This window comes from Curvibacter microcysteis (genome assembly GCF_028649455.1).
Lineage (GTDB): Bacteria > Pseudomonadota > Gammaproteobacteria > Burkholderiales > Burkholderiaceae_C > Curvibacter > Curvibacter microcysteis.
The window spans coordinates 683,926-702,137 of sequence record NZ_JAQSIO010000002.1; the positions used below are offsets into that span (position 1 = coordinate 683,926).

16 protein-coding genes are annotated in these 18,212 nt (G+C 68.2%); 12 read left to right on the top strand and 4 right to left on the bottom strand.

The features are described from left to right. Positions 1-31 precede the first annotated feature (31 nt). The 3 genes from PSQ39_RS08365 to PSQ39_RS08375 form a co-directional block, all read right to left on the bottom strand. On the bottom strand, positions 32-1,906 hold the full coding sequence (locus PSQ39_RS08365; RefSeq protein ID WP_273926278.1) for a potassium transporter Kup: 1,875 nt from the start codon (positions 1,904-1,906) through the stop codon (positions 32-34). Between the two features lie 87 nt (positions 1,907-1,993). Then, positions 1,994-2,701, bottom strand: coding sequence for a response regulator (locus PSQ39_RS08370; RefSeq protein WP_273926279.1), 708 nt, complete (start codon positions 2,699-2,701; stop codon positions 1,994-1,996). After that, positions 2,698-4,296 carry a sensor histidine kinase gene (locus tag PSQ39_RS08375; protein WP_273926280.1) on the bottom strand — a complete coding sequence of 533 codons (1,599 nt, stop codon included), beginning with the start codon at positions 4,294-4,296 and terminating at the stop codon, positions 2,698-2,700. The genes PSQ39_RS08370 and PSQ39_RS08375 overlap by 4 nt, the downstream gene beginning before the upstream one ends. Positions 4,297-4,382: 86 nt before the next feature. Between PSQ39_RS08375 and PSQ39_RS08380 the strand changes: the two genes are divergently transcribed. After that, the gene (locus tag PSQ39_RS08380; RefSeq protein WP_273926281.1) at positions 4,383-4,997 is read left to right on the top strand and encodes a nucleotidyltransferase family protein; all 615 of its coding nucleotides are present in this window, start codon (positions 4,383-4,385) and stop codon (positions 4,995-4,997) included. Positions 4,998-5,066: 69 nt separating this feature from the next. On the opposite strand, the gene PSQ39_RS08385 is transcribed toward PSQ39_RS08380, so the two are convergent. After that, a complete protein-coding gene (locus PSQ39_RS08385) occupies positions 5,067-5,678 on the bottom strand; it encodes a gamma-glutamylcyclotransferase (protein WP_273926282.1) in 612 nt (203 codons plus the stop codon). A 131-nt stretch (positions 5,679-5,809) separates the two neighbouring features. Between PSQ39_RS08385 and PSQ39_RS08390 the strand changes: the two genes are divergently transcribed. The 11 genes from PSQ39_RS08390 to PSQ39_RS08440 all read left to right on the top strand — a co-directional run bounded on the left by PSQ39_RS08390 (position 5,810) and on the right by PSQ39_RS08440 (position 18,210). Continuing rightward, positions 5,810-9,088 (top strand): ATP-binding protein, encoded by a 3,279-nt coding sequence (locus PSQ39_RS08390; protein WP_273926283.1) that lies wholly within the window; start codon positions 5,810-5,812, stop codon positions 9,086-9,088. A 163-nt stretch (positions 9,089-9,251) separates the two neighbouring features. Then, positions 9,252-9,812: a nucleoside deaminase gene (locus tag PSQ39_RS08395; protein ID WP_273926284.1), complete on the top strand. Its 561-nt coding sequence runs from the start codon at positions 9,252-9,254 to the stop codon at positions 9,810-9,812. After that, complete coding sequence (locus PSQ39_RS08400; RefSeq protein ID WP_273926285.1) at positions 9,812-10,546, top strand: TetR/AcrR family transcriptional regulator; 735 nt, start codon at positions 9,812-9,814, stop codon at positions 10,544-10,546. Before PSQ39_RS08395 ends, PSQ39_RS08400 begins: the two co-directional genes overlap by 1 nt. A 123-nt stretch (positions 10,547-10,669) precedes the next feature. Next, positions 10,670-11,257 carry an NAD(P)H-dependent oxidoreductase gene (locus PSQ39_RS08405; RefSeq protein ID WP_273926286.1) on the top strand — a complete coding sequence of 196 codons (588 nt, stop codon included), beginning with the start codon at positions 10,670-10,672 and terminating at the stop codon, positions 11,255-11,257. After that, a complete protein-coding gene (locus PSQ39_RS08410; RefSeq protein ID WP_273926287.1) occupies positions 11,254-12,561 on the top strand; it encodes an amidohydrolase family protein in 1,308 nt (435 codons plus the stop codon). The genes PSQ39_RS08405 and PSQ39_RS08410 overlap by 4 nt, the downstream gene beginning before the upstream one ends. Next, positions 12,558-13,028, top strand: a complete 471-nt coding sequence (locus tag PSQ39_RS08415) for a RidA family protein (RefSeq protein WP_273926288.1) — start codon at positions 12,558-12,560, stop codon at positions 13,026-13,028. The genes PSQ39_RS08410 and PSQ39_RS08415 overlap by 4 nt, the downstream gene beginning before the upstream one ends. 44 nt (positions 13,029-13,072) lie before the next feature. Further along, complete coding sequence (locus PSQ39_RS08420; RefSeq protein ID WP_273926289.1) at positions 13,073-13,933, top strand: creatininase family protein; 861 nt, start codon at positions 13,073-13,075, stop codon at positions 13,931-13,933. Positions 13,934-14,034: 101 nt separating this feature from the next. Continuing rightward, a complete protein-coding gene (locus tag PSQ39_RS08425) occupies positions 14,035-15,063 on the top strand; it encodes an ABC transporter substrate-binding protein (RefSeq protein WP_273926290.1) in 1,029 nt (342 codons plus the stop codon). An 84-nt stretch (positions 15,064-15,147) separates the two neighbouring features. After that, positions 15,148-15,987, top strand: coding sequence for an ABC transporter ATP-binding protein (locus PSQ39_RS08430; protein ID WP_273926291.1), 840 nt, complete (start codon positions 15,148-15,150; stop codon positions 15,985-15,987). Next, a complete protein-coding gene (locus PSQ39_RS08435) occupies positions 15,984-16,802 on the top strand; it encodes an ABC transporter permease (protein ID WP_273926292.1) in 819 nt (272 codons plus the stop codon). Before PSQ39_RS08430 ends, PSQ39_RS08435 begins: the two co-directional genes overlap by 4 nt. Positions 16,803-16,854: 52 nt before the next feature. Further along, complete coding sequence (locus PSQ39_RS08440) at positions 16,855-18,210, top strand: FAD-binding oxidoreductase (RefSeq protein ID WP_273926293.1); 1,356 nt, start codon at positions 16,855-16,857, stop codon at positions 18,208-18,210. The last annotated feature ends 2 nt before the right edge of the window (positions 18,211-18,212 follow it).

Below are 18,212 nucleotides of genomic sequence, written 5' to 3' on the forward strand. Positions count from 1 at the left end.
GCCGGCCGCACCGATCCGCGGCCTCTGGGGCTCACAACTCGATCTTGGACCCCATCTCGACCACCAGGTTGTTGGGCAACTTCAGGAAGTCGGCTGCGCCGCTGGCGCTGTGGTGCATCTGCGAGAACAGCTTTTGTCGCCACAGGCTCATGCCGCGCTCGAAGCTGGGAACCACGGTGTCGCGGGACAGGAAGTAGCTGGTGCTCATGGGGTCGAGCAGGTCTTGCAAGGCGCTCGACTGGGCCAGGGCACGCGGCACATCAGGCTCGTCCATGAAGCCGAAGCGCACGCTCACGCTCCAGCTGTCGTGGCCCAGCTCGGTGACCAGGGCCTGTTCGCTCAGAGGGATGCGCGGCTGGTCCTGGTTTTGCACATTCAGGAACAGGTTGTGCCGGTGCAAGACCTTGTTGTGCTTGAGGTTGTGCAACAAGGCGCTGGGCACGGTGCCGGGCGCTGCACTCAGGAACACCGCCGTGCCTTCGACACGCAGCGGCGGGTTGGCTCGGACCGACTCCAAAAAGGAGGGCAGGTCCAGCGCATCCGATCGCACCCGCTCCAGCAGCAGGTGGCGCCCTTGCTTCCAGCTCGACAGGATCAGGTAGAGGGCCAAGGCCATCAGCAGCGGGAACCAGCCGCCTTCGGCAATCTTGAGCAGGTTGGACGAGAAGAAGGCGATGTCCACCATCAGGAACAGCGAGGTGGCCGCCAGGCACAGCGGCAGCGGCAGCTTCCAGCCATAGCGGATGACGAAGAAGGTCAGCACGGTGGTGATCACCATCACCAGGCTGACCGAGATGCCATAGGCCGCAGCCAGTGCGCCTGAGCTGCGAAACGCCACCACCGCCAGCACCACCCCGGCCAGCAGGGCCCAGTTGACGGCGGGCACGTAGATCTGGCCGGATTCACGCTCCGAGGTGTGGCGAATGGCCAGGCGCGGCAGGTAGCCCAACTGGATGGTCTGCTTGGCGGCCGAGAACGCACCCGAGATCAGCGCCTGTGACGCAATCACCGTGGCCAGCGTGGCCAGCCCCACCATGGGCACCATGGCCCAGTCCGGCATCATGCGGAAGAAGGGGTTTTCGGCTGCTGCCGGGTTGCTCAGCACCAGCGCACCCTGGCCGAAGTAGTTCAGCGTCAGGCTGGGCAGCACCAGGATGAACCAGGCCAGCCGGATGGGGCGGGCGCCAAAATGGCCCATGTCGGCATACAGGGCCTCGGCCCCGGTCACGCACAGAAACACGGCCCCCAGGGTGATGAAGGCGATTTGCTGGTGGGCCCAGGCAAAGTGCAAGGCATGGTGGGGCGACAGGGCGGCCAGCACCTCGGGGTGTTGGGCGATGTGGGGCACGCCGGCCAGGCCAATGCAGACAAACCAGCCCACCATGGCCACGCCAAAGAAGCGTCCCAGGCGGGCGGTGCCAAAGCGCTGTGCCAAAAACAGGCTCAGCAACACCGCCAGCGAAATCGGCATGACATACGGGCTGGCGCGTGGGGTGATGACCTCCAGCCCCTCCACCGCCGACAGCACCGACACCGCGGGCGTGATCACGCCATCGCCAAAAAACAGGGCCACACCGAACACGCCCACGCTCATCAGGGCGGCGCGCAGGCGAGGGCGGTCTTGCACCGATTGCGAGGCCAGGGCCAGCAAGGCCATCAGCCCGCCTTCGCCGTGGTTGTCGGCGCGCATGATCAAGGCCACGTACTTCAGGGACACGATCACGCTCAGCGTCCAGAAGAACAGCGACAGAATGCCCACCACGTTGTCGGTGGTGAGCTCGACGTGGCCGCTGGCAAAGACCTCTTTGAAGGCGTAAAGCGGCGAGGTGCCGATGTCGCCGTAGACGACACCGATGGCGCCCAAGGTCAGGGCGGCGAGGGAAGAGCGATGAGCAGCATGTGCCATGGGAGGCCTGCGTTATTGAACACGGGCCCATGGTGCCGCCCCGGGCATCAGGATCGCATAAGGATGCGGTGGGTCCTGCCCTGGTCTTCAGGCGGGCCCGGGCTCGCTGAGCCGGTAGCCCACGCCCGGCTCGGTCAGCAGGCACTGGGGCTGGGCGGGGTCGGCCTCGAGCTTGGCGCGCAACTGGCCCATGTACAGGCGCAGGTAGTGGGTGTGCTCGCTGTATTCGGGCCCCCAGACATCGGTCAGCAGTTGCCGGTGCGTGACCACCTGGCCTGCACTGCGCACCAGGCGCGCCAACAACTTGAATTCGGTCGGGGTGAGGTGAACTTCGCTGCCCTCGCGCAGCACGCTGTGGCGGGCCAGGTCGACGTCCAGGCTGGCCAGGCTGTAGCGCGTGACGGCGGCGCTGACGCTGCGCCCCCGGTGGCGCCAGGCCACGCGCATGCGGGCCAGCAGCTCTTCGATGCTGAAGGGTTTGACCAGGTAGTCGTCAGCGCCTTGGTCCAGCAGACGGACTTTCTCTCCCTCGATCTGGCGCGCCGAAATCAGCAGCACCGGCACCTGGCTGTGGGCGCGCAGTTCGGCCAGGAAGGCCGAGCCGTCGCCATCGGGCAGGCCCAGGTCGAGCAGCACCAGGTCCAGGCCGGCGTCGGCGGGGCTGTGTTGCCACAGGGCGCGGGCATCGGCCAGGCTCAGGGCGGCCGCGACTCGGTAGCCTTCCAGCAGCAAGGCCTGGCGCAGCGTGGCGCGCAGTTCTTTGTCGTCTTCGACCAGCAACACGCCCAGGCTCATGCGGTGTCCTCCTGTGGGCGTGCCGGCGCGGGCACGGGTGGCAAGTCGCCTTCCAGGGCTTCGGGCTGGGCGCTGGGTTGGGTTTCCAGTGGAAAGCGGCACTCGATGCTGGCGCCGCCGCGTTGGCGCTGGCGCACCGTGATCTGCCCGCCGTGGGCCAGCACGATGGCCCGGCACAGGGCCAGGCCCAGGCCGGCGCCGCGTTGGCTGGGGCGTTGCGGGTCTTGGGGTGAGGCAGGACCGCGTTCGAAGGCCTGGAACAGGCGTTCGCGTTGGGCGCTGGGGATGCCGGGCCCCCGGTCCGCCACCGCCAGCAACAATTCTGACTCCAGGCGACGGGCCACGATTTCGATCGCAGGCCCCGAACCAGCGTAGCGCACCGCGTTGTCCACCAGGTTGTTGAGCAGCTGCACCAGCAGGGTGGCGTTGCAGCGCAGCAGGGGCAGACCGGCTTCAATGCGCAGGCCCATGCGAACCCCGGGGTAGCGGCTGCGTGCGCGCGCCACGGCCGAGCCCACCAGCTCCTCCAGCGACTCCCAGTCGCGCTGCAAGCGGGCGTGGGGGGCATCCAGTCGCGCCAGTTGCAAGGTGTTGTCGGTCAAGGTGCTGAGCTGTTCCACCTCGTCGACGATGGTGCCTGCCAAGGCGTTGGCCTGGGTTGGCGACAACTTGCCCCATTGGTGGCGCAGGGTGCTGGCCGCCCCCAGGATGGTGGCCAGAGGGGTGCGGTAGTCGTGCGAGATGGCTGCCAGCAAGGTGTTGCGCAGTTGCTGGGCCTGCGCGGCTTCGCTGCTGCGTTGGGCGCGCTGCTCGGTTTGGCGCCGCTCCAGTTGAAGCCCTGCTTGGTCGCACAGGGCCTGGGCGGTGCTGCGTTGCAGGGGGCTCAAGCTCAGGCCAGGGGGCAGGCGCAGCAAGGCGGCGCCATGGCATTGCGTGGCACCGCGCAGCGGCAGGGCCAGCTGGACTTGCGACTGGCCTTGCTGCAGGCCCTGTTCAAGGGGGCTGGCGCTGCGCTGGCACTCCTGCAGCAGGGCCCGGTCTTCCGCGCTGGGCTCGCCCCAGTCGCAGTGCAGCAGGGGGGCCTGCGGCGGGGCCTCGGCCTGGTGGGCCAGGGACCAGGCCAGCTCGCCTTGGCTGAGGCTGCGCAAGGCGCTGGCCAGGAAGGCCGCGCCTTCGGCCGGTGTCGCCTGGCGCAGCTGCTCGTTCACTTGGTGCAGCAGTTGGGCACTTTGGGCCGCCGCCCGGGCTTGTTCGGCGACTTGGCGCTGCCGGCCTGTGAGCCAAGCCACCATGCTGCCCACGGCCAGCATCGTCAGCAACAGCCACAGGTGCTGGCGCAAGTCCACCGAAAACGTGCCCCGGGGCGGCACAAACTGCCAGTTGAAGGCCAGCACAGCCAAGGCGCAGCAGGCCAGCGACTCCAGCGCGCTGAGCCACAGCCCGCACAGGGCCGAGGCCAACACCAGCAACAAGGCCAGATTGGCCAGTTCGGCCTGCGGGTCCAGCGCCGTCATCAGGGCCCAGGCCAAGGCCCAGACTGCCATGACCGCCAACTTGCTGCGGACCGCTTGGGGACATGAGGCCAAAGTGAACATGGGGCGACGATACTACGGGCGGCATCAGGATCGCATCAGGAACGCGGGCCTCGGTGCCAGGTCAAACGGTCTTTCAGGAGCCCCGCATGAGCGCAGAGTCAATTTCTCAGGACAGAACCCCCACCGGCGCGTGGACAGCGCCCGTGGTGTTGGTGCTGGCCTCGGGCCGAGGGGAGCGCTTCAAGGCCTCCGGCGCCCAAGTGCACAAGCTCCAAGCCTTGCTGGGCGGTCGCCCGGTTCTGGAGCGCACCTTGGACGCGGTTCGGGCCAGTGGCTTGCCCTGGCACGTGGAGGACGCGGGCCACCCTGGCATGGGTGACTCGATCGCGGCGGCGGTGCGCGCCACCGCCCAGGCCCCAGGCTGGTTGGTGCTGCCGGCCGATTTGCCCCTGGTGCGGCCGGACAGCCTGGTCCAGGTGGCCCAGGCCCTGGCACAGGGGCGTGGCACGGTGGTCATGCCGCTTCACCAGGGCGAGCGCGGCCACCCAGTGGGCTTTGCGGCTGGGTGTCGAGACGATTTGTTGGCCCTGAGCGGGGAGGGCGGTGCCGCCTCGGTGCTGCGCCAGCAGGCGGCGGCGCAGCGCTGGTCATTGACCCTGGACGACCCCGGCGTGGTGACTGACATCGACACCCTGGAAGACCTGGCGCGGGCCGAAGTCTTGGGACAGCGCCTGGGCTATTGGGGGGGCGACAGCGCTTGACGGGGCCGCGCACCTGGGTTGGCGCGCCAGGCGGTTGCAGGCATGGTCACTCCAGTCGGGTCCGTCAGGTCAGTCGGCAGCGGCGCGCGGCGCCAGGCTCAGCAGGCGGGACAGGCTGCGGTCGTGGATGCCCAGCTTCAGCAATTGGTCATGGGTTTGCTGCACGTAGTCCAGGGTGGTGCCGAACTGGCCGCAGGCCTGGGCGAAGATGCGTCGGTAGTCCTGCTCGCTGAGAACGCCCGTGTGGCTGGGGCTGCGGCGCGACAGGGTGAAAGCCAGGGCGGAGACCACGCCCTCACCGGTGCGGCAGGGCAGCCACCTCGGCTCGTACACCGCCGTCATCATCTCGCGCCGCCACAGGCGCTCCAGCGCCGTGTCGGCTTCTTGTTGGGGAATGCGGAACGCGACGCCTTGGCAGCTGCCACCGGACAACATGCCAAACACCAAACCGGGGCATTCGGGTGTGCCGCGGTTGATGCGGCTCCACATTTTGAGGGCCCGGTGCCAGCCATGCACCCGGGCGGGGCGTTGTTCGGCAAAGCCGAACTCGGGGCGCCAGATGAGCGAGCCGTAGGCAAACACCCACAGATCGCTGCGGCCACCCCACTCTTGGCGTGTGCGCTCCAGCAAGGGGGCGGGGTCACGCAAGGGGCGCAGGGCCGGGTTCGTCAACTCGCTCATGGTGATGAATTTACCCTTTCCTGGGGGCTGAAAATCTCGGTGTCCAGAAAAACCAAGCAATCTTCAGGCCTGATTCGCTATTGCTTTATCAATTGTGATATTTTCAGCAGTTAAGACTCGCCACCCCTTGCATGAACCGCTACCACCCAGACGCTGCCTCTGCCATGCGCTGCCCCATCTGCGCTGAGGGCGTGGCCGCGACCCACCGATTTTGCTCGGCCTGCGGTGCGCGACTCGGGGCTGTCGAGGCGGATCAGGCGGTGGAGAAACGCTACATCACCGTGCTGTTTTGCGACCTGGTGGACTCCACCGCGCTGGCCGGTGCCGTGGATGCCGAAGACTTGCGGGAGATCTTTCAGGCCTACCAAGCCAGTTGTCTGGACATCGTGGCGCAGTTTGACGGCCATGTGGCCCAGGTGCTGGGCGACGGGCTCCTGGTTTATTTCGGCTACCCACGGGCGCAAGAAGCGGCTGCGGCCCGCGCCCTCCACACCGCGCGCGGCATTGTCGCGATGCTGCCGCGGCTCAGCGCGCGCCTGCGTCACCTCACCACCCTGGCCCTGCAGGTTCGCATTGGCATCCACACCGGCATGGTGGTGGTGGGGGATGTGGGCAGCGGTGAGCGGCGCGAGCGCCTGGCCATTGGCGAGGTGCCGCACATTGCGGCCCGCTTGCAGGCCTGTGCCCAGGCCAATGAAGTGGTGGTGTCCGAGGCGACCCGGCGGGCCATTCGAGAAGACCAGAACTGGCAGGCGCTGGGGCCTTTGAATCTGCGCGGCGTGACCCACCCCGTGGTGGCCCATCGCTTGTCGCCCGAGCCTTGGGCCGCCAGCCGCTCAGTGCCGGGTTGGCACCCGACGCTCACGGGGCGACCTGCTGACCGGGCCTTGTTGGAGCAGGCCTGGCGCCAGGTACAGGCCGGCCTCTTGGCCCCGCCATGCCCTGACGCTTGCCGCTCGGTGCTCATCACCGGTGAGCCTGGCCTGGGCAAATCCCATTTGCTGATGGGGCTGTGCCGGCGGGTGCAGGCCCAGGGCGCGCGCGCCTGGGTGTGGCGCTGTTCACCGCACCACCAGGCCAGCGAATGGCATGCGGTGCTGGAGGGGTTGGAGGCCGACCTGGGCCTGAGCCAGGCCACGGGTGCCGAGCAGCGCCATGCTGTTTGGTGCGCGCAACGCCCTGCAGGCTGGGCCCCGGATGGCGAGGATGCCCGCCTGCTGGCCCGCTTGCTGCGCGCTGAAGACCCGGCCCAGTCCGGGCAATGGACCTGGCCCGCCGCCGTGCTCAAGCAGCGCAGCGAAGCCGCTTTGCTGCGTGGCCTGCGCGCCTGGTCGGCTCAGCAGCCCTTGCTGCTGGCGTTGGAGGACTTGCACTGGGCGGACCCCTCGACCCTGGCCCTGGCGCGGGCCCTGCAAGAGGACCCCGGTCCGGCCTGCTTGCTGGTGTTGACCCAGCGCCCGCCCACCGAGCCGCCGCCGGCGCTACCGGCCAGCACCCAGTCCGTGGTCTTGGACCGCCTGAAGCCCGAAGAGGCCGAGGCTTTGCTGCTGCAGTGCACCGAAGGCAAGCCTTTGCCGCCCGAGGTGCAGCGCCGCATCCTGGAGAACACCGACGGCGTTCCCTTGTTCATCGAGGAATTCACCCGCACCGTGCTGGAGTCCGATCTGCTCAAGGAAACCGCCCAGGGTTATGAATTGCGCGGCCCCTTACCGACGGCCCTGATCCCGGACAACCTGCGGGATTCGCTGTCGACCCGTTTGGACCGGCTGGAGGCTGGGCGGGCCGTGGCGCGCCGGGCCTCCGTCATCGGGCGGCGTTTCGAACGGGCCTTGCTCCAGGCCTTGTGCGGCAATGACCCGGCGCTGGTCCAGCAAGGCTTGAACGAACTGCTGGCGGCAGGCCTGGTGCGGCCCCTGGATGAATCGGGCCAGCGCTATGAGTTCAAGCACGCCCTGGTGCAGGCCGCGGCCTACGACACCTTGCTGCGCCGCGACCATCACCTGCTGCACGGCTTGCTGGCCAACGAACTGGCCCGCCAGCAGCCGGAGCTGCTGCAGCGCCAACCCGAGCTGCTGGCCCACCACCACACCGAAGCCCAGCAGTGGGCGCCCGCCGTGCAGCTGTGGTTGCGGGCCGGGCAGCACGCGCTGTCGCGCTCGGCCAACCTGGAGGCGCTGTCGCACCTGCGCGCCGGCCTGGCCTTGATCCGCCACCTGCCGCCTGACGAGGGCGCTCGGCTGGAACTCAGCCTGCTGGGCTTGATGGCGCCGGCCCTCAAGGTGACGCGCGGCTTCACGGCGCCCGAGCTGGAAGCGCTGTACGCGCGGGTTGAGGCCTTGTGCCAGGTGCTGCCCGACCGGCCCGAGATGTTCGTGGCCCTCAATGGCCTGTGGGGCTACCGCCAGGTCAAGGGCCAGCAGCAGGGCTTGATCGCGCTGGCGCAGCAGAACCTGGCCTTTGTGGAGCGGGCCGGCACGCCCACCATGCTGGCGCAGGCGGTGTTTTCGGTCGGGGTGTCGCAACTCTGGTCGGGCCAGTTCCGACAAGCCAATGACAGCTTGTGGCGCGCCGTGCAGGTCTATGACCCGGTGCGCGACGCCCACACCGCCCAGGTCTACGGCTCCGACCCCCGGGTGGCCGCCGAGTGTTACCGGTCCTATGCCTTGTTTGCCATGGGCCTGGCCGATCAGGCCGAAGCGGCGATCGAGCGCGCTGCCGACTGGGCCCAGCGCCTGGACCACCCCTTCAGCCGGACCTGGGGCGTGGTGTTTCGCAGTGGCTTCGATGTCATGCGGCACGAGCCGCACCGGGTGCTGGCCGAGGTGGACCGCCACATCGCCCACTGCCGCGAGGTCGGCCATGTCTTTTGGTTGGCCACCACCTTGGCCACCCGGGCCTGGGCCTGGGCCATGACCGGCCGCCGCCAAGAGGGCATCGAGGGACTGCGGGCTGCGCTGGCCTTTCAGGCCTCGATTGGGGCGGGCGTGATCCAGCCCCAGTGGCGGTGCAAGCTGGCCGAGGCCTTGATGCTGGACGGCCAACTGGAACAGGCCGAGCTTGAAATCGACTCCGCCCTGGCGACCAGCCTGGCCCATGAAGACCTGTTTGGCCGCAGCGACATCTTGCGCGTGCGCGGTGAAATCGCCTGGCGGCGCCACCCCGATCAACCCGACCTGGCACACGCGCGCCTGCAAGAGGCCCTGGCCATGGCCCAGCAACTGGACTACAAACCCTGGGCCTTGCGCATTGCCACCAGCTTGTGGCGCCTGGCGGACGCGCACGGCACGCCCCGCCCGCCCTTGCCGGAACTGCTGGCCGAGCTGCACGAGGGGCAGGGCAGTTGGGCCCTGCGCGATGCCCGCGCGGCCTTGCGATCAACCCACGCCGCGCTGAGCCAGCCGCCGGCCTGATGCACGAAGGGGGCGCCGTGCCATGCCCCGTCACGGTGCACCGTGGCACAGGAAATGCTTCGATGGTCCAGCCCTGCTGGAGCGCCCGCCACCCCGGGCGGCGGCCCAGCTTTCTTTGTCCATTTGCCGTGTGCCTTGGCGGCGCGCGGCCCAGAAAGTTTGCATGTCGACCTTGGCCCCTGTGACCCCGCTTTCTGCGCCTGACGCGCTGGCCTCTTCGGACCTGGGGCTGCCCACCGAAGTGCCTCTGGACGAGCGCGATGGCCGCTACCTGCGTGCGGCCATCGCCTTGGCGGACCGGGGGCGCTCCCGGGGCAACCGGCCTTTTGGCGCTGTGCTGGTGTCGCCCGAGGACGAGGTGCTGGGCGAGGCCTGGTGCAACACCAGCGAAACCGGCGACTGCACGGGCCACGCCGAAACCGGCCTGGTGCGCGAAGTCAGTCCGCGCTATTCGCGCGAGCAACTGGCCCAGGCCACGCTGTACAGCTCGGGCGAGCCCTGCGTGATGTGCGCGGGCGCCATCTTCTGGTCCAACGTGCGGCGGGTGGTCTATGGCATCGACGCCCAACGCCTGCGCGCCTTCCGCGGCGAGCGCCTGGACCAGCGCGATGCCGAGCTCTCTTGCCGCGATGTGTTCGCCGCCTCGCCTTACCCGATTGAGTGCATCGGCCCGGCCCTGGTCGAAGAGGCCAGCCAGTCCCACCGGGGCGCCTGGAAGCTGTGATGGGCGCGGTGGACCCGTCTCTGCCGGCGGCTGTTCAAGCTGAGGGGGCTGCCGAGGGCGGGGCGCCCGTCAACCGCCTGCGCGCGGGCCGGGAGCGCACCCTGGCAGCCATCCGAGCCGCTGCCATTGTGGAATTCAGTCAGCACGGCTTCAAGGGCGCCTCCACCCAGGCGATTGCCGAGCGCGCAGGCCTGACCAAGCCCCAATTGCATTACTACATCCGCGGCAAGGACGAGCTCTACGAAGAGCTGCTGGGCGCCGTGCTGCAAGGCTGGAGCAGCGCCTTTGTGTTTGACGCGCCGCGTGAAGGTTTGCCCGCCGAGCCGCGCCAGGTGCTGGCCGAGTACGTGCGGCGCAAGCTGGATTACGCGCTGGACCACCCGGGCCTGTCGCGCATCTTCACGGGCGAGGTGCTCAGCGGCGGCCCCAAGCTCGGCCGCTATTGGCCCGAGGCGCGGCGCTCCACCCAGCGCAAGGTGGAGGTCATTGAAGGCTGGATCGCCCAGGGCCTGGTGCGTCCCCTGGACGCGCGCGTGCTGCTGATGCAGATCTGGGGCATGACCCAGCACTATGCCGACTATGGCGTGCAAGTGCGCGTGATGCTGGGTCTGCCCCCGGATGCGCCACTGGACCGTGCACCGATTGCGCTGCAAATCACCAACTTCGTGCTGCTGGGCTGTGGCCTGGCACCACTTCAGGACATGCCGCCAGCGCCGGGCCCGGTTGGAAGGTGATCCAGGGCCTGGGGCCCTGGCACAGCGTTTGCAAGCAGTTTGACCGATCGATCAAATCAATTGGTCAAGAAAGCGGCGCAGTGCTGCGCTTGACCCTTCCGACCCAGCGAAAGGGCCCGAGTGATGCGGATCTTGGTGATTTACTGCCACCCTGTGGAAACCAGCTACAACGCGGCTTTGCACCAGCAGGTGCTGCAAAGCCTGCGTCAGGCTGGCCACGAGGTGGACGACTGCGACCTGTACGCTGAAGGCTTCAACCCGGTCTTGTCCCGTGAAGAGCGCCTGGGCTACCACGAGGTGCCCGGCAACCGCCTGCCCGTGCAAGGCTATGTGGACCGCCTGTTGTGGGCCGAGGGCCTGGTGTTCTGCTTCCCCACCTGGTGTTTTGGCCTGCCCGCCATGTTGAAGGGCTTTTTTGACCGGGTGCTGATGCCCGGCGTGGCCTTTGACATCAGCGATCCGCAAAACGTCAAACCCTCGCTGACCCACATCAAGCGCATCTCGGCCGTGGTCACCTATGGCCGCCCGCGCTGGACCGCCTGGTTCATGGGCGACCCGCCGCGCAAGGTCATCACACGCTACCTGCGCCTGTTGACCGGCGGCAGTGCCCGCGTCAGCTACCACGCGCACTACCACATGAACGTGGCCACCCCGCAAAGCCTGGACGCCTTCAAGTCCCGGGTTGGCTTGGCCATGGGGCGGCTGGCATGAGCGCGCTCGCCCCCCCTTGGAGTCCTATCCCCGAGGGCCTGGCCCGCGCCCGTTTGCCCGCCTGGGCCCTGCCGGCCGACTGGCCGCGTGAGGGCCTGGTGCCCGCGCTGGCCGATGTGCAGCTGGCCCAGGGCCGCGTCCACCGCGTCAGCCCCGCGGGCTTGGCCCCGCTGGCGGGCCCGGTGTGGGACCTGGCGGGCGCCCCGGTGCTGCCCGGCCTGGTCGACGCCCACACCCACCTGGACAAGGCCTTCACCCTGCCGCGCATGGGCGAGGTGCAGCCCGGCTTGCTGGGCGCCATCGACGCCATGATGCAGGACCGCCGCCATTGGACCTCGGAGGACGTGCGCGAACGCGCCAGCCAAGGCCTGCGCTGGGCCCACGAGGCCGGCGTGGTGCAGCTGCGCAGCCATTGCGACTGGTGGGAACCCCAGACCACGCCCGTGGCCTGGCCGGTGTTGCGCGAACTGGCCCAGGAGTGGCAGGGCCGCCTGCAGCTGGAGCGCGTCAGCCTGATCCCTTTGCACCTTTACGCCCAGCGTGACACTGCGATGGCGCTGGCGGCCCAAGTGGCGGCCAGTGGCCCGGGTGCTTGCCTGGGCGGCTTCGTGCACAGCAGCAACTGGGACCCGCAGGCCTTGCGCCACCTGCTGGAGGCCGCGCGCCACCACGACCTGGACGTGGACCTGCATGTGGACGAAGAGCTCAACCCGCGCGCCCAGGGCCTGTGGCATGTGGCGCGCCTGGTCAAGGCGCTGGGCCTGCGCACCCGTGTGGTTTGCGGCCACACCTGTGCGTTGGCGGCCCAGCCTGAGGCCGAGGCCCTGGCCACCCTGGACGCGGTGGCCGAGGCCGGCCTGACCTTGGTCAGCCTGCCCATCACCAATTTGCTGCTGCAGGACGCGGTCACCGGGCGCACCCCGCGCTCGCGCGGGCTCACCCTGGTCAAGGAGGCGCGGGACCGTGGCATCCCGGTGCTGCTGGCCAGCGACAACGTGCAAGACCCGTTTTGCCCCAGTGGCAGCTTTGACCCGCTGGAGGCCTTTGGCGTGGGCGTGGCCATGGGCCAGTTGGGCCAGGCTTTTGATCAGTGGAGCGACAGCCTGTGCCGGCGCGACGCGCTGGCCCGACCCGGCAGCGCGCCGCCCGCCCCATTCAGCGCGGGCAGCCCGGCGGATGTGCTGATCTTCCCGCAGGCCAATGCCTGGGGCTTCCCGTCGCGCACCCAGCCTCGCGTGGTGCTGCGCCAGGGGCAGCCGCTGGCCCCAATCCCCCAGCCTTCATTTGCATCGGAGTCCGCATGAATTCCCCGGCCGCTTCGCTCCCCACCATCGCCCAGCCCCTGGCGCGCTACGCGGCCTGGCGCCGCGCCGGGGATTTGGTGTTCCTGTCAGGCGTGATCGCGGTTGACCCCGCCGCCCAGCGCATCGTGCAAGGCTATGGCGACATCCCCGACGCTGCGGCGGACCTGATTGGGCGCACGGGTGAGTTCTCCAGTGATTTCAAGGACGGTCCCATCTTGGCCCAGAGCTGGTATGTGCTGGACCGTGTGCGACTGACCATTGAGGCCGCCGGCGGCCAGATGAGCGACGTCTTCAAGCTGGTGCAGTACTTCAAGAACCTGGACCACTTCCCGCACTACAGCCGGGTGCGCAAGCTGTTCTTCCCGGGCGAGCCGCCGGCGTCCACGGTGGTCGAGGTCAGCGCCATGCTGCCCAGCGCCGACATCCTGATCGAGGTCGAAGCCACGGCCTACCTGCCGCTGCGCTGAACAGCGACCTTGGCCCTCCGATCCACCCCGCGAAAGCCCAACCTATGCTGCACGGCTACAACCCGCCCCAACGCTTTTTGCCTTACCTGAGCTGGCGCGAGATCGTCGAACTGCCCGACCGCGCCAACACCGTCATCGTGCTGCCGACGGGGGCGACCGAGCAACACGGCCCGCACCTGCCGTGTGCGGTGGACACGGTGATCGCCGCCGGTGTGGTTGGCCACGCCCTGGCGGCCTTGCCCGCCTCGGTGCCGGCGTATGCGATGGCGCCCATCACCTACGGCAAGAGCGAGGAACACCTGAACTTTCCAGGCACCATGACGCTCAGCGGCGAGACCCTGCTCGCCACCATGAACGAGATCGGCGAGTCGGTCTACCGCGCGGGCTTTCGCAAGCTGCTGATCGTCAACGGCCATGGCGGCCAGCCCCAGGTCATGGAGATGGCGGCGCGCGAGCTTCGCTTGCGTCACGGCGACTTCATCGTCGTGCCCAGCTTCACCTGGCGCGTGCCCCATGTGGCGGGGCAGTACCTGTCCGAGCGCGAGAAAAAGCTCGCCATGCACGCCGGCCACGCCGAGACGGCGCTGATGCTGGCCTTGGCGCCCGACACGGTGCACATGGCGCACGCCGTGACCAACTACCCGCCCGAGTTCCCCTCCCGCCTGTTGTCGCCCGATGGGCGCCCCGCCTGCGCCTGGAGTGCGCGCGACTTCGGACCCAGCGGCATCATCGGCGACCCCTTGCCGGCCACGGCCGAGCAGGGCCAGGCCATCCTCGAATCGCTGGCCCAGAGCTGGGCCCAGGCCATCACCGAGCTGCACGAGCTGCACTGGGCTCCGCGTGCCGAAGCCACCTGGGGCCGGGGCCAATTCAGCGGCCATGTCGAAGGCAGGGCCCCGGGCTGAGCCTGGCCTGAGTCCTGCGGACCGACTGCCGAAAACGAAGCTGACTTTGGCACGCCCTTTGCCTTGAGACGAATCCATCCACCCACCCCCGGAGTTCTGCCATGACCCACTCTGCTGTTTCCCCCCGCGCCCTGACTCGCCTGACGGCCGCCTGGCGGCCCGTGGCCCTGGCCGCTTGCGCCCTGGCGGCCCTGGCGGGCAGCACGACGGCCCGCGCCGACGAGCCTTTTGTCTACATGACCAACTGGTACGCCCAGGCCGAGCACGGTGGCTTCTACCAAGCCCTGGCCACGGGCTTGTACAAGAAGGCGGGTCTGGACGTCAGCCTCAAGATGGGCGGCCCGCAGGTCAATGTGGTGCAGATCATGGCCGCCGGCCAGGCCGACTGCGTGATGGGCTCCAGCGATTTGCAAATGGTGCAGATTCGCGAAGGCGGCGTGCCCGTGACCACGGTGGCGGCCATGTTCCAGAAAGACCCCCAGGTGCTGATCGGCCACGAGGACGTGAAGAAGTTTGAAGACCTCAAGGGCAAGACCATCCTGATTGCGGGTTCGGCGCAAAAGGGCTTTTGGCCCTGGCTCAAGGCCAAGTACGGCTTCACCGACGCCCAGACCCGGCCCTACACCTTCAACATCCAGCCCTTTGTGGCCGACAAGAACTCGGCCCAGCAGGGCTACCTGACCTCGGAACCCTTTGCCATCCAGAAGGCGGGCGTCAAAGCGACGACCTTGATGTTCAGCGACCACGGCTTCCCGGCCTACGCCACCACCGTGTCCTGCATGGACAAGACGGTCAAGGACCGCAAGAAGGCCGTGGCCGCCTTCGTCAAAGCCTCGGCCGAGGGCTGGAAGAGCTACCTGGCCGACCCCGCCCCGGGCAATGCCTTGATCAAGAAGGACAACCCGCAGATGAGCGACGAGCAACTGGCCTACAGCGTGGCCAAGCTCAAGGAGACCGGCATGATCGGCGGCGGCGACGCGGCCAGCCAGGGCATCGGTGTCATGACCGACGCGCGCATCAAGGCCAGTTACGACTTCCTGGTCAGCACCAAGCTGATCGACCCGGCCAAGGTCAAGCCCACCGAGGCCTACAGCACTGAGTTCGTGAAAGACCTCAAGGTCCTGCCCTGACGCCTGGCCTGCGCCGCGCCCTGCGCCCCGGTGGGCGAGGGCAGGGCGCTGCTCCATGACCTCCTTGTCCCTGAAAGCCCTGGCATGAGTCCTGACACCTTGCAGCCCGCTGCCGCCGCCACCCGCTCGCCTTCGGCGGGTGATGAGGTGCCTGCGGTCGACATCCTGTCGGCCGAGAAGACCTATCCCAATGGCACGCGGGCCCTGCTGCCCGTGGACCTGAGCCTGCGCGAGGGCGAGTTCGTCACCTTGCTCGGTCCCTCGGGCTGCGGCAAGAGCACATTGCTGAAGATGATTGCCGGCCTGCTCGAGCCCAGCGACGGCCGCCTGTTGCTGTGGCGCAAGCCCGTGGCTGAACTGGCCCAGACCGGGCGCAAGATGGCCTTCGTGTTCCAGTCGCCCACGCTCATGCCCTGGGCCACGGTGCGCAGCAATGTGCGCCTGCCCCTGGACCTGGCGGGTGTGCCGCGCGCCGAGGCCGAGGCCCGGGTCAGCGAGGTGTTGGCCCTGGTGGGCTTGGCCAAGTTTGACCAGGCCCTGCCGCGCGCGCTGTCGGGCGGCATGCAGATGCGGGTGTCGATCGCCCGCGGCCTGGTCACCGAGCCCGACCTGCTGCTGATGGACGAGCCCTTTGGCGCCCTCGACGAAATCACGCGCCACAAGCTGGACGCTGAGCTGCTGGAGTTGTGGCGCAAGAAAAAGCTCACGGTGATCTTCGTCACCCACTCCATCCACGAGGCGGTGTTCCTGTCCAGCCGGGTGGTGATGATGGCGGCCCGCCCGGGCCGGGTGGTGGAGCAGTTCCAGATCGACGAACCCCACCCCCGCACCGCCGACTTTTTGGTGAGCCCGCAGTTCGCCGTCCACGCGCGCCAGTTGCAAGACAGCCTGCTGCGCGCCAGTCACGAGGAGGACCACCCATGAGCCGCCCAGCCGCTCCCGCGTGGTTGCACCGGCCCCAGGTGCAGCGCGTGGTTTACCCCGTCTTGGTGGGGGTGTTTTTGCTCGCTCTCTGGCAGGGCTTGGTGACGGGGCTGGAGTTGCCCCCTTACCTGGTGCCCAGCCCGGTGCTGATGTTCAAGACCCTGGTCAACGACGCTCCCACCCTGGGCCTGGCCCTGTGGGTCACGGTCAAGGTCACCTTGCTGGCCTTTGTGCTGGCCACGGTGGTGGGGGTGTTGATCTCCTTTGTGTTTGTGCAGAGCCAGCGCATCGAGACGGCGCTGTTCCCTTACGCGGTGCTGTTGCAGGTCACGCCGATTGTGGCGGTGGCGCCCTTGATCATCATCTGGGTGCGCGACGCCACGCTGTCCATGGTGATCTGCGCGGCCCTGGTGGCCTTGTTTCCGATCATCAGCAACACCACCCTGGGCCTGCGCAGCGTGGAGCCCGACCTGCAAGCCTACTTCCAGCTGAACCGCGCGACGCGCTGGCAGTCGCTGGTGCGCCTGCGCATCCCCAGCGCCTTGCCTTACTTTTTCGGTGGCCTGCGCATCTCCAGCGGCCTGGCCTTGATTGGCGCGGTGGTGGCCGAGTTCGTGGCGGGCACGGGCGGCGCAGGGGCGGGTCTGGCCTACCAAATTCTGCAGGCCGGCTTTCAGCTCAACATCCCGCGCATGTTTGCGGCGCTGCTGCTGATTTCGTTCACAGGTGTGGCCTTGTTCGCCCTGATGTCCTGGCTCAGCCGCTGGGCCCTGGGCGGTTGGCACGCCAGCGAGACCTCGCGTGAGGGCGGCTGAGCCCCCTTCGGATCCTTATGAGTTGCCCCTTTTTGATGGCTGGAGAGAGACCATGACCGCTTGCACCGTGGCCGCCACCGAGCTGCCCCAACACCTGCCGATGATCGACTGGATCACCGACCCCTCCCGCGTGGCCCGCCTGTCGCAGGACTTTGCCTGGTTCAGCCCGGTGCTCAAGCGCGATTTGCAGGGCAAGGTGGGCGAGGTGGTGGCGCGCCCGCGCACCGAGGAGGAGATTCGCCAGGTGGTGGGCCTGTGCGCCCGGGAGGGCGTGCCCATCACCGTGCGCGGCAGTGGGACCGGCAACTACGGCCAGTGCACGCCACTGGAAGGCGGCGTGGTCCTTGATTTGAGTGCGTACAACAGCTTTCTCTGGTGCCGGGGCCAGGTCGGCCGGGCCCAGGCCGGGATCCGCTTGGCTGACTTTGACGAGCGTTGTCGCCCCCAGGGGCAGGAGTTGCGCTGGCTGCCGTCCACCTTCCGCAGCGCCACCCTGGGGGGGCTGTTTGGCGGCGGCTTTGGCGGCGCGGGCTCCATCACCTACGGCCCACTGGCGGCGCCTGGCAATGTGCTGGGCGTGAAGGTGATGTCCGTCGAGCCGGAGCCCCAGGTGCTGGAGCTGCGCGGCGCCGAGGCCATGTTGCTGCACCACACCTATGGCGCCAATGGCATCGTGCTGGAGTTGGAAGTGGCCTTGGCCCCTGCCACACCCTGGCTGGAGTGCCTGGTCGAGTTGGATGACTTCGAGGCCGCTCTGCAGCTGGCCAGTGAGTTCGGTGCCGCCCCCGGTCTGCTGAAAAAGGAGGTGTGCTTTTTGGGCGCGCCGATCGCGGACTACTTCACCGCCTTGGCCGAGCACCTGACGCCAGGCGCCCATGTGTTGCTGTTGGTGCTGGCCCCCGAAGCCGAGTCCACCTTGCAGGAGATGGTGGCACGCCATGGCGGCCGCCTGTGCTACCGAAAAAGTGCCGACGAAGTGGCCGCCAGTCACCGCACCCTGCTGGAATACACCTGGAACCACACCACGCTGCATGCGCTCAAGGTGGACAAGGGCCTGACCTACATCCAAAGCGGTTTTGACCCTCAGCGCTACCAGGCTCAGGTGCTGGCGCTCGAACAGGCGCTGGCCGGCGAGGTGTTGATGCACCTGGAGTTCCTGCGCACCAAAGAGGGGGCTTTCACCTGCAGCGGTTTGCAGATCATCCGCTACAGCAGCGAGGCGCGGCTCAACGAGATCATGCAGACCTACCGCGACCAAGGCGTCTTCATCAACAACCCCCACGTCTACGTGGTGGAGGACGGCAAACAAGCTGGGCAACTGGCGCCGGGCGTATTGGCCATGAAGCGGCGTTTTGACCCCCAGGGCTTGCTCAACCCAGGCAAGCTGCGCAGCTGGATGAGCGCCTGAGG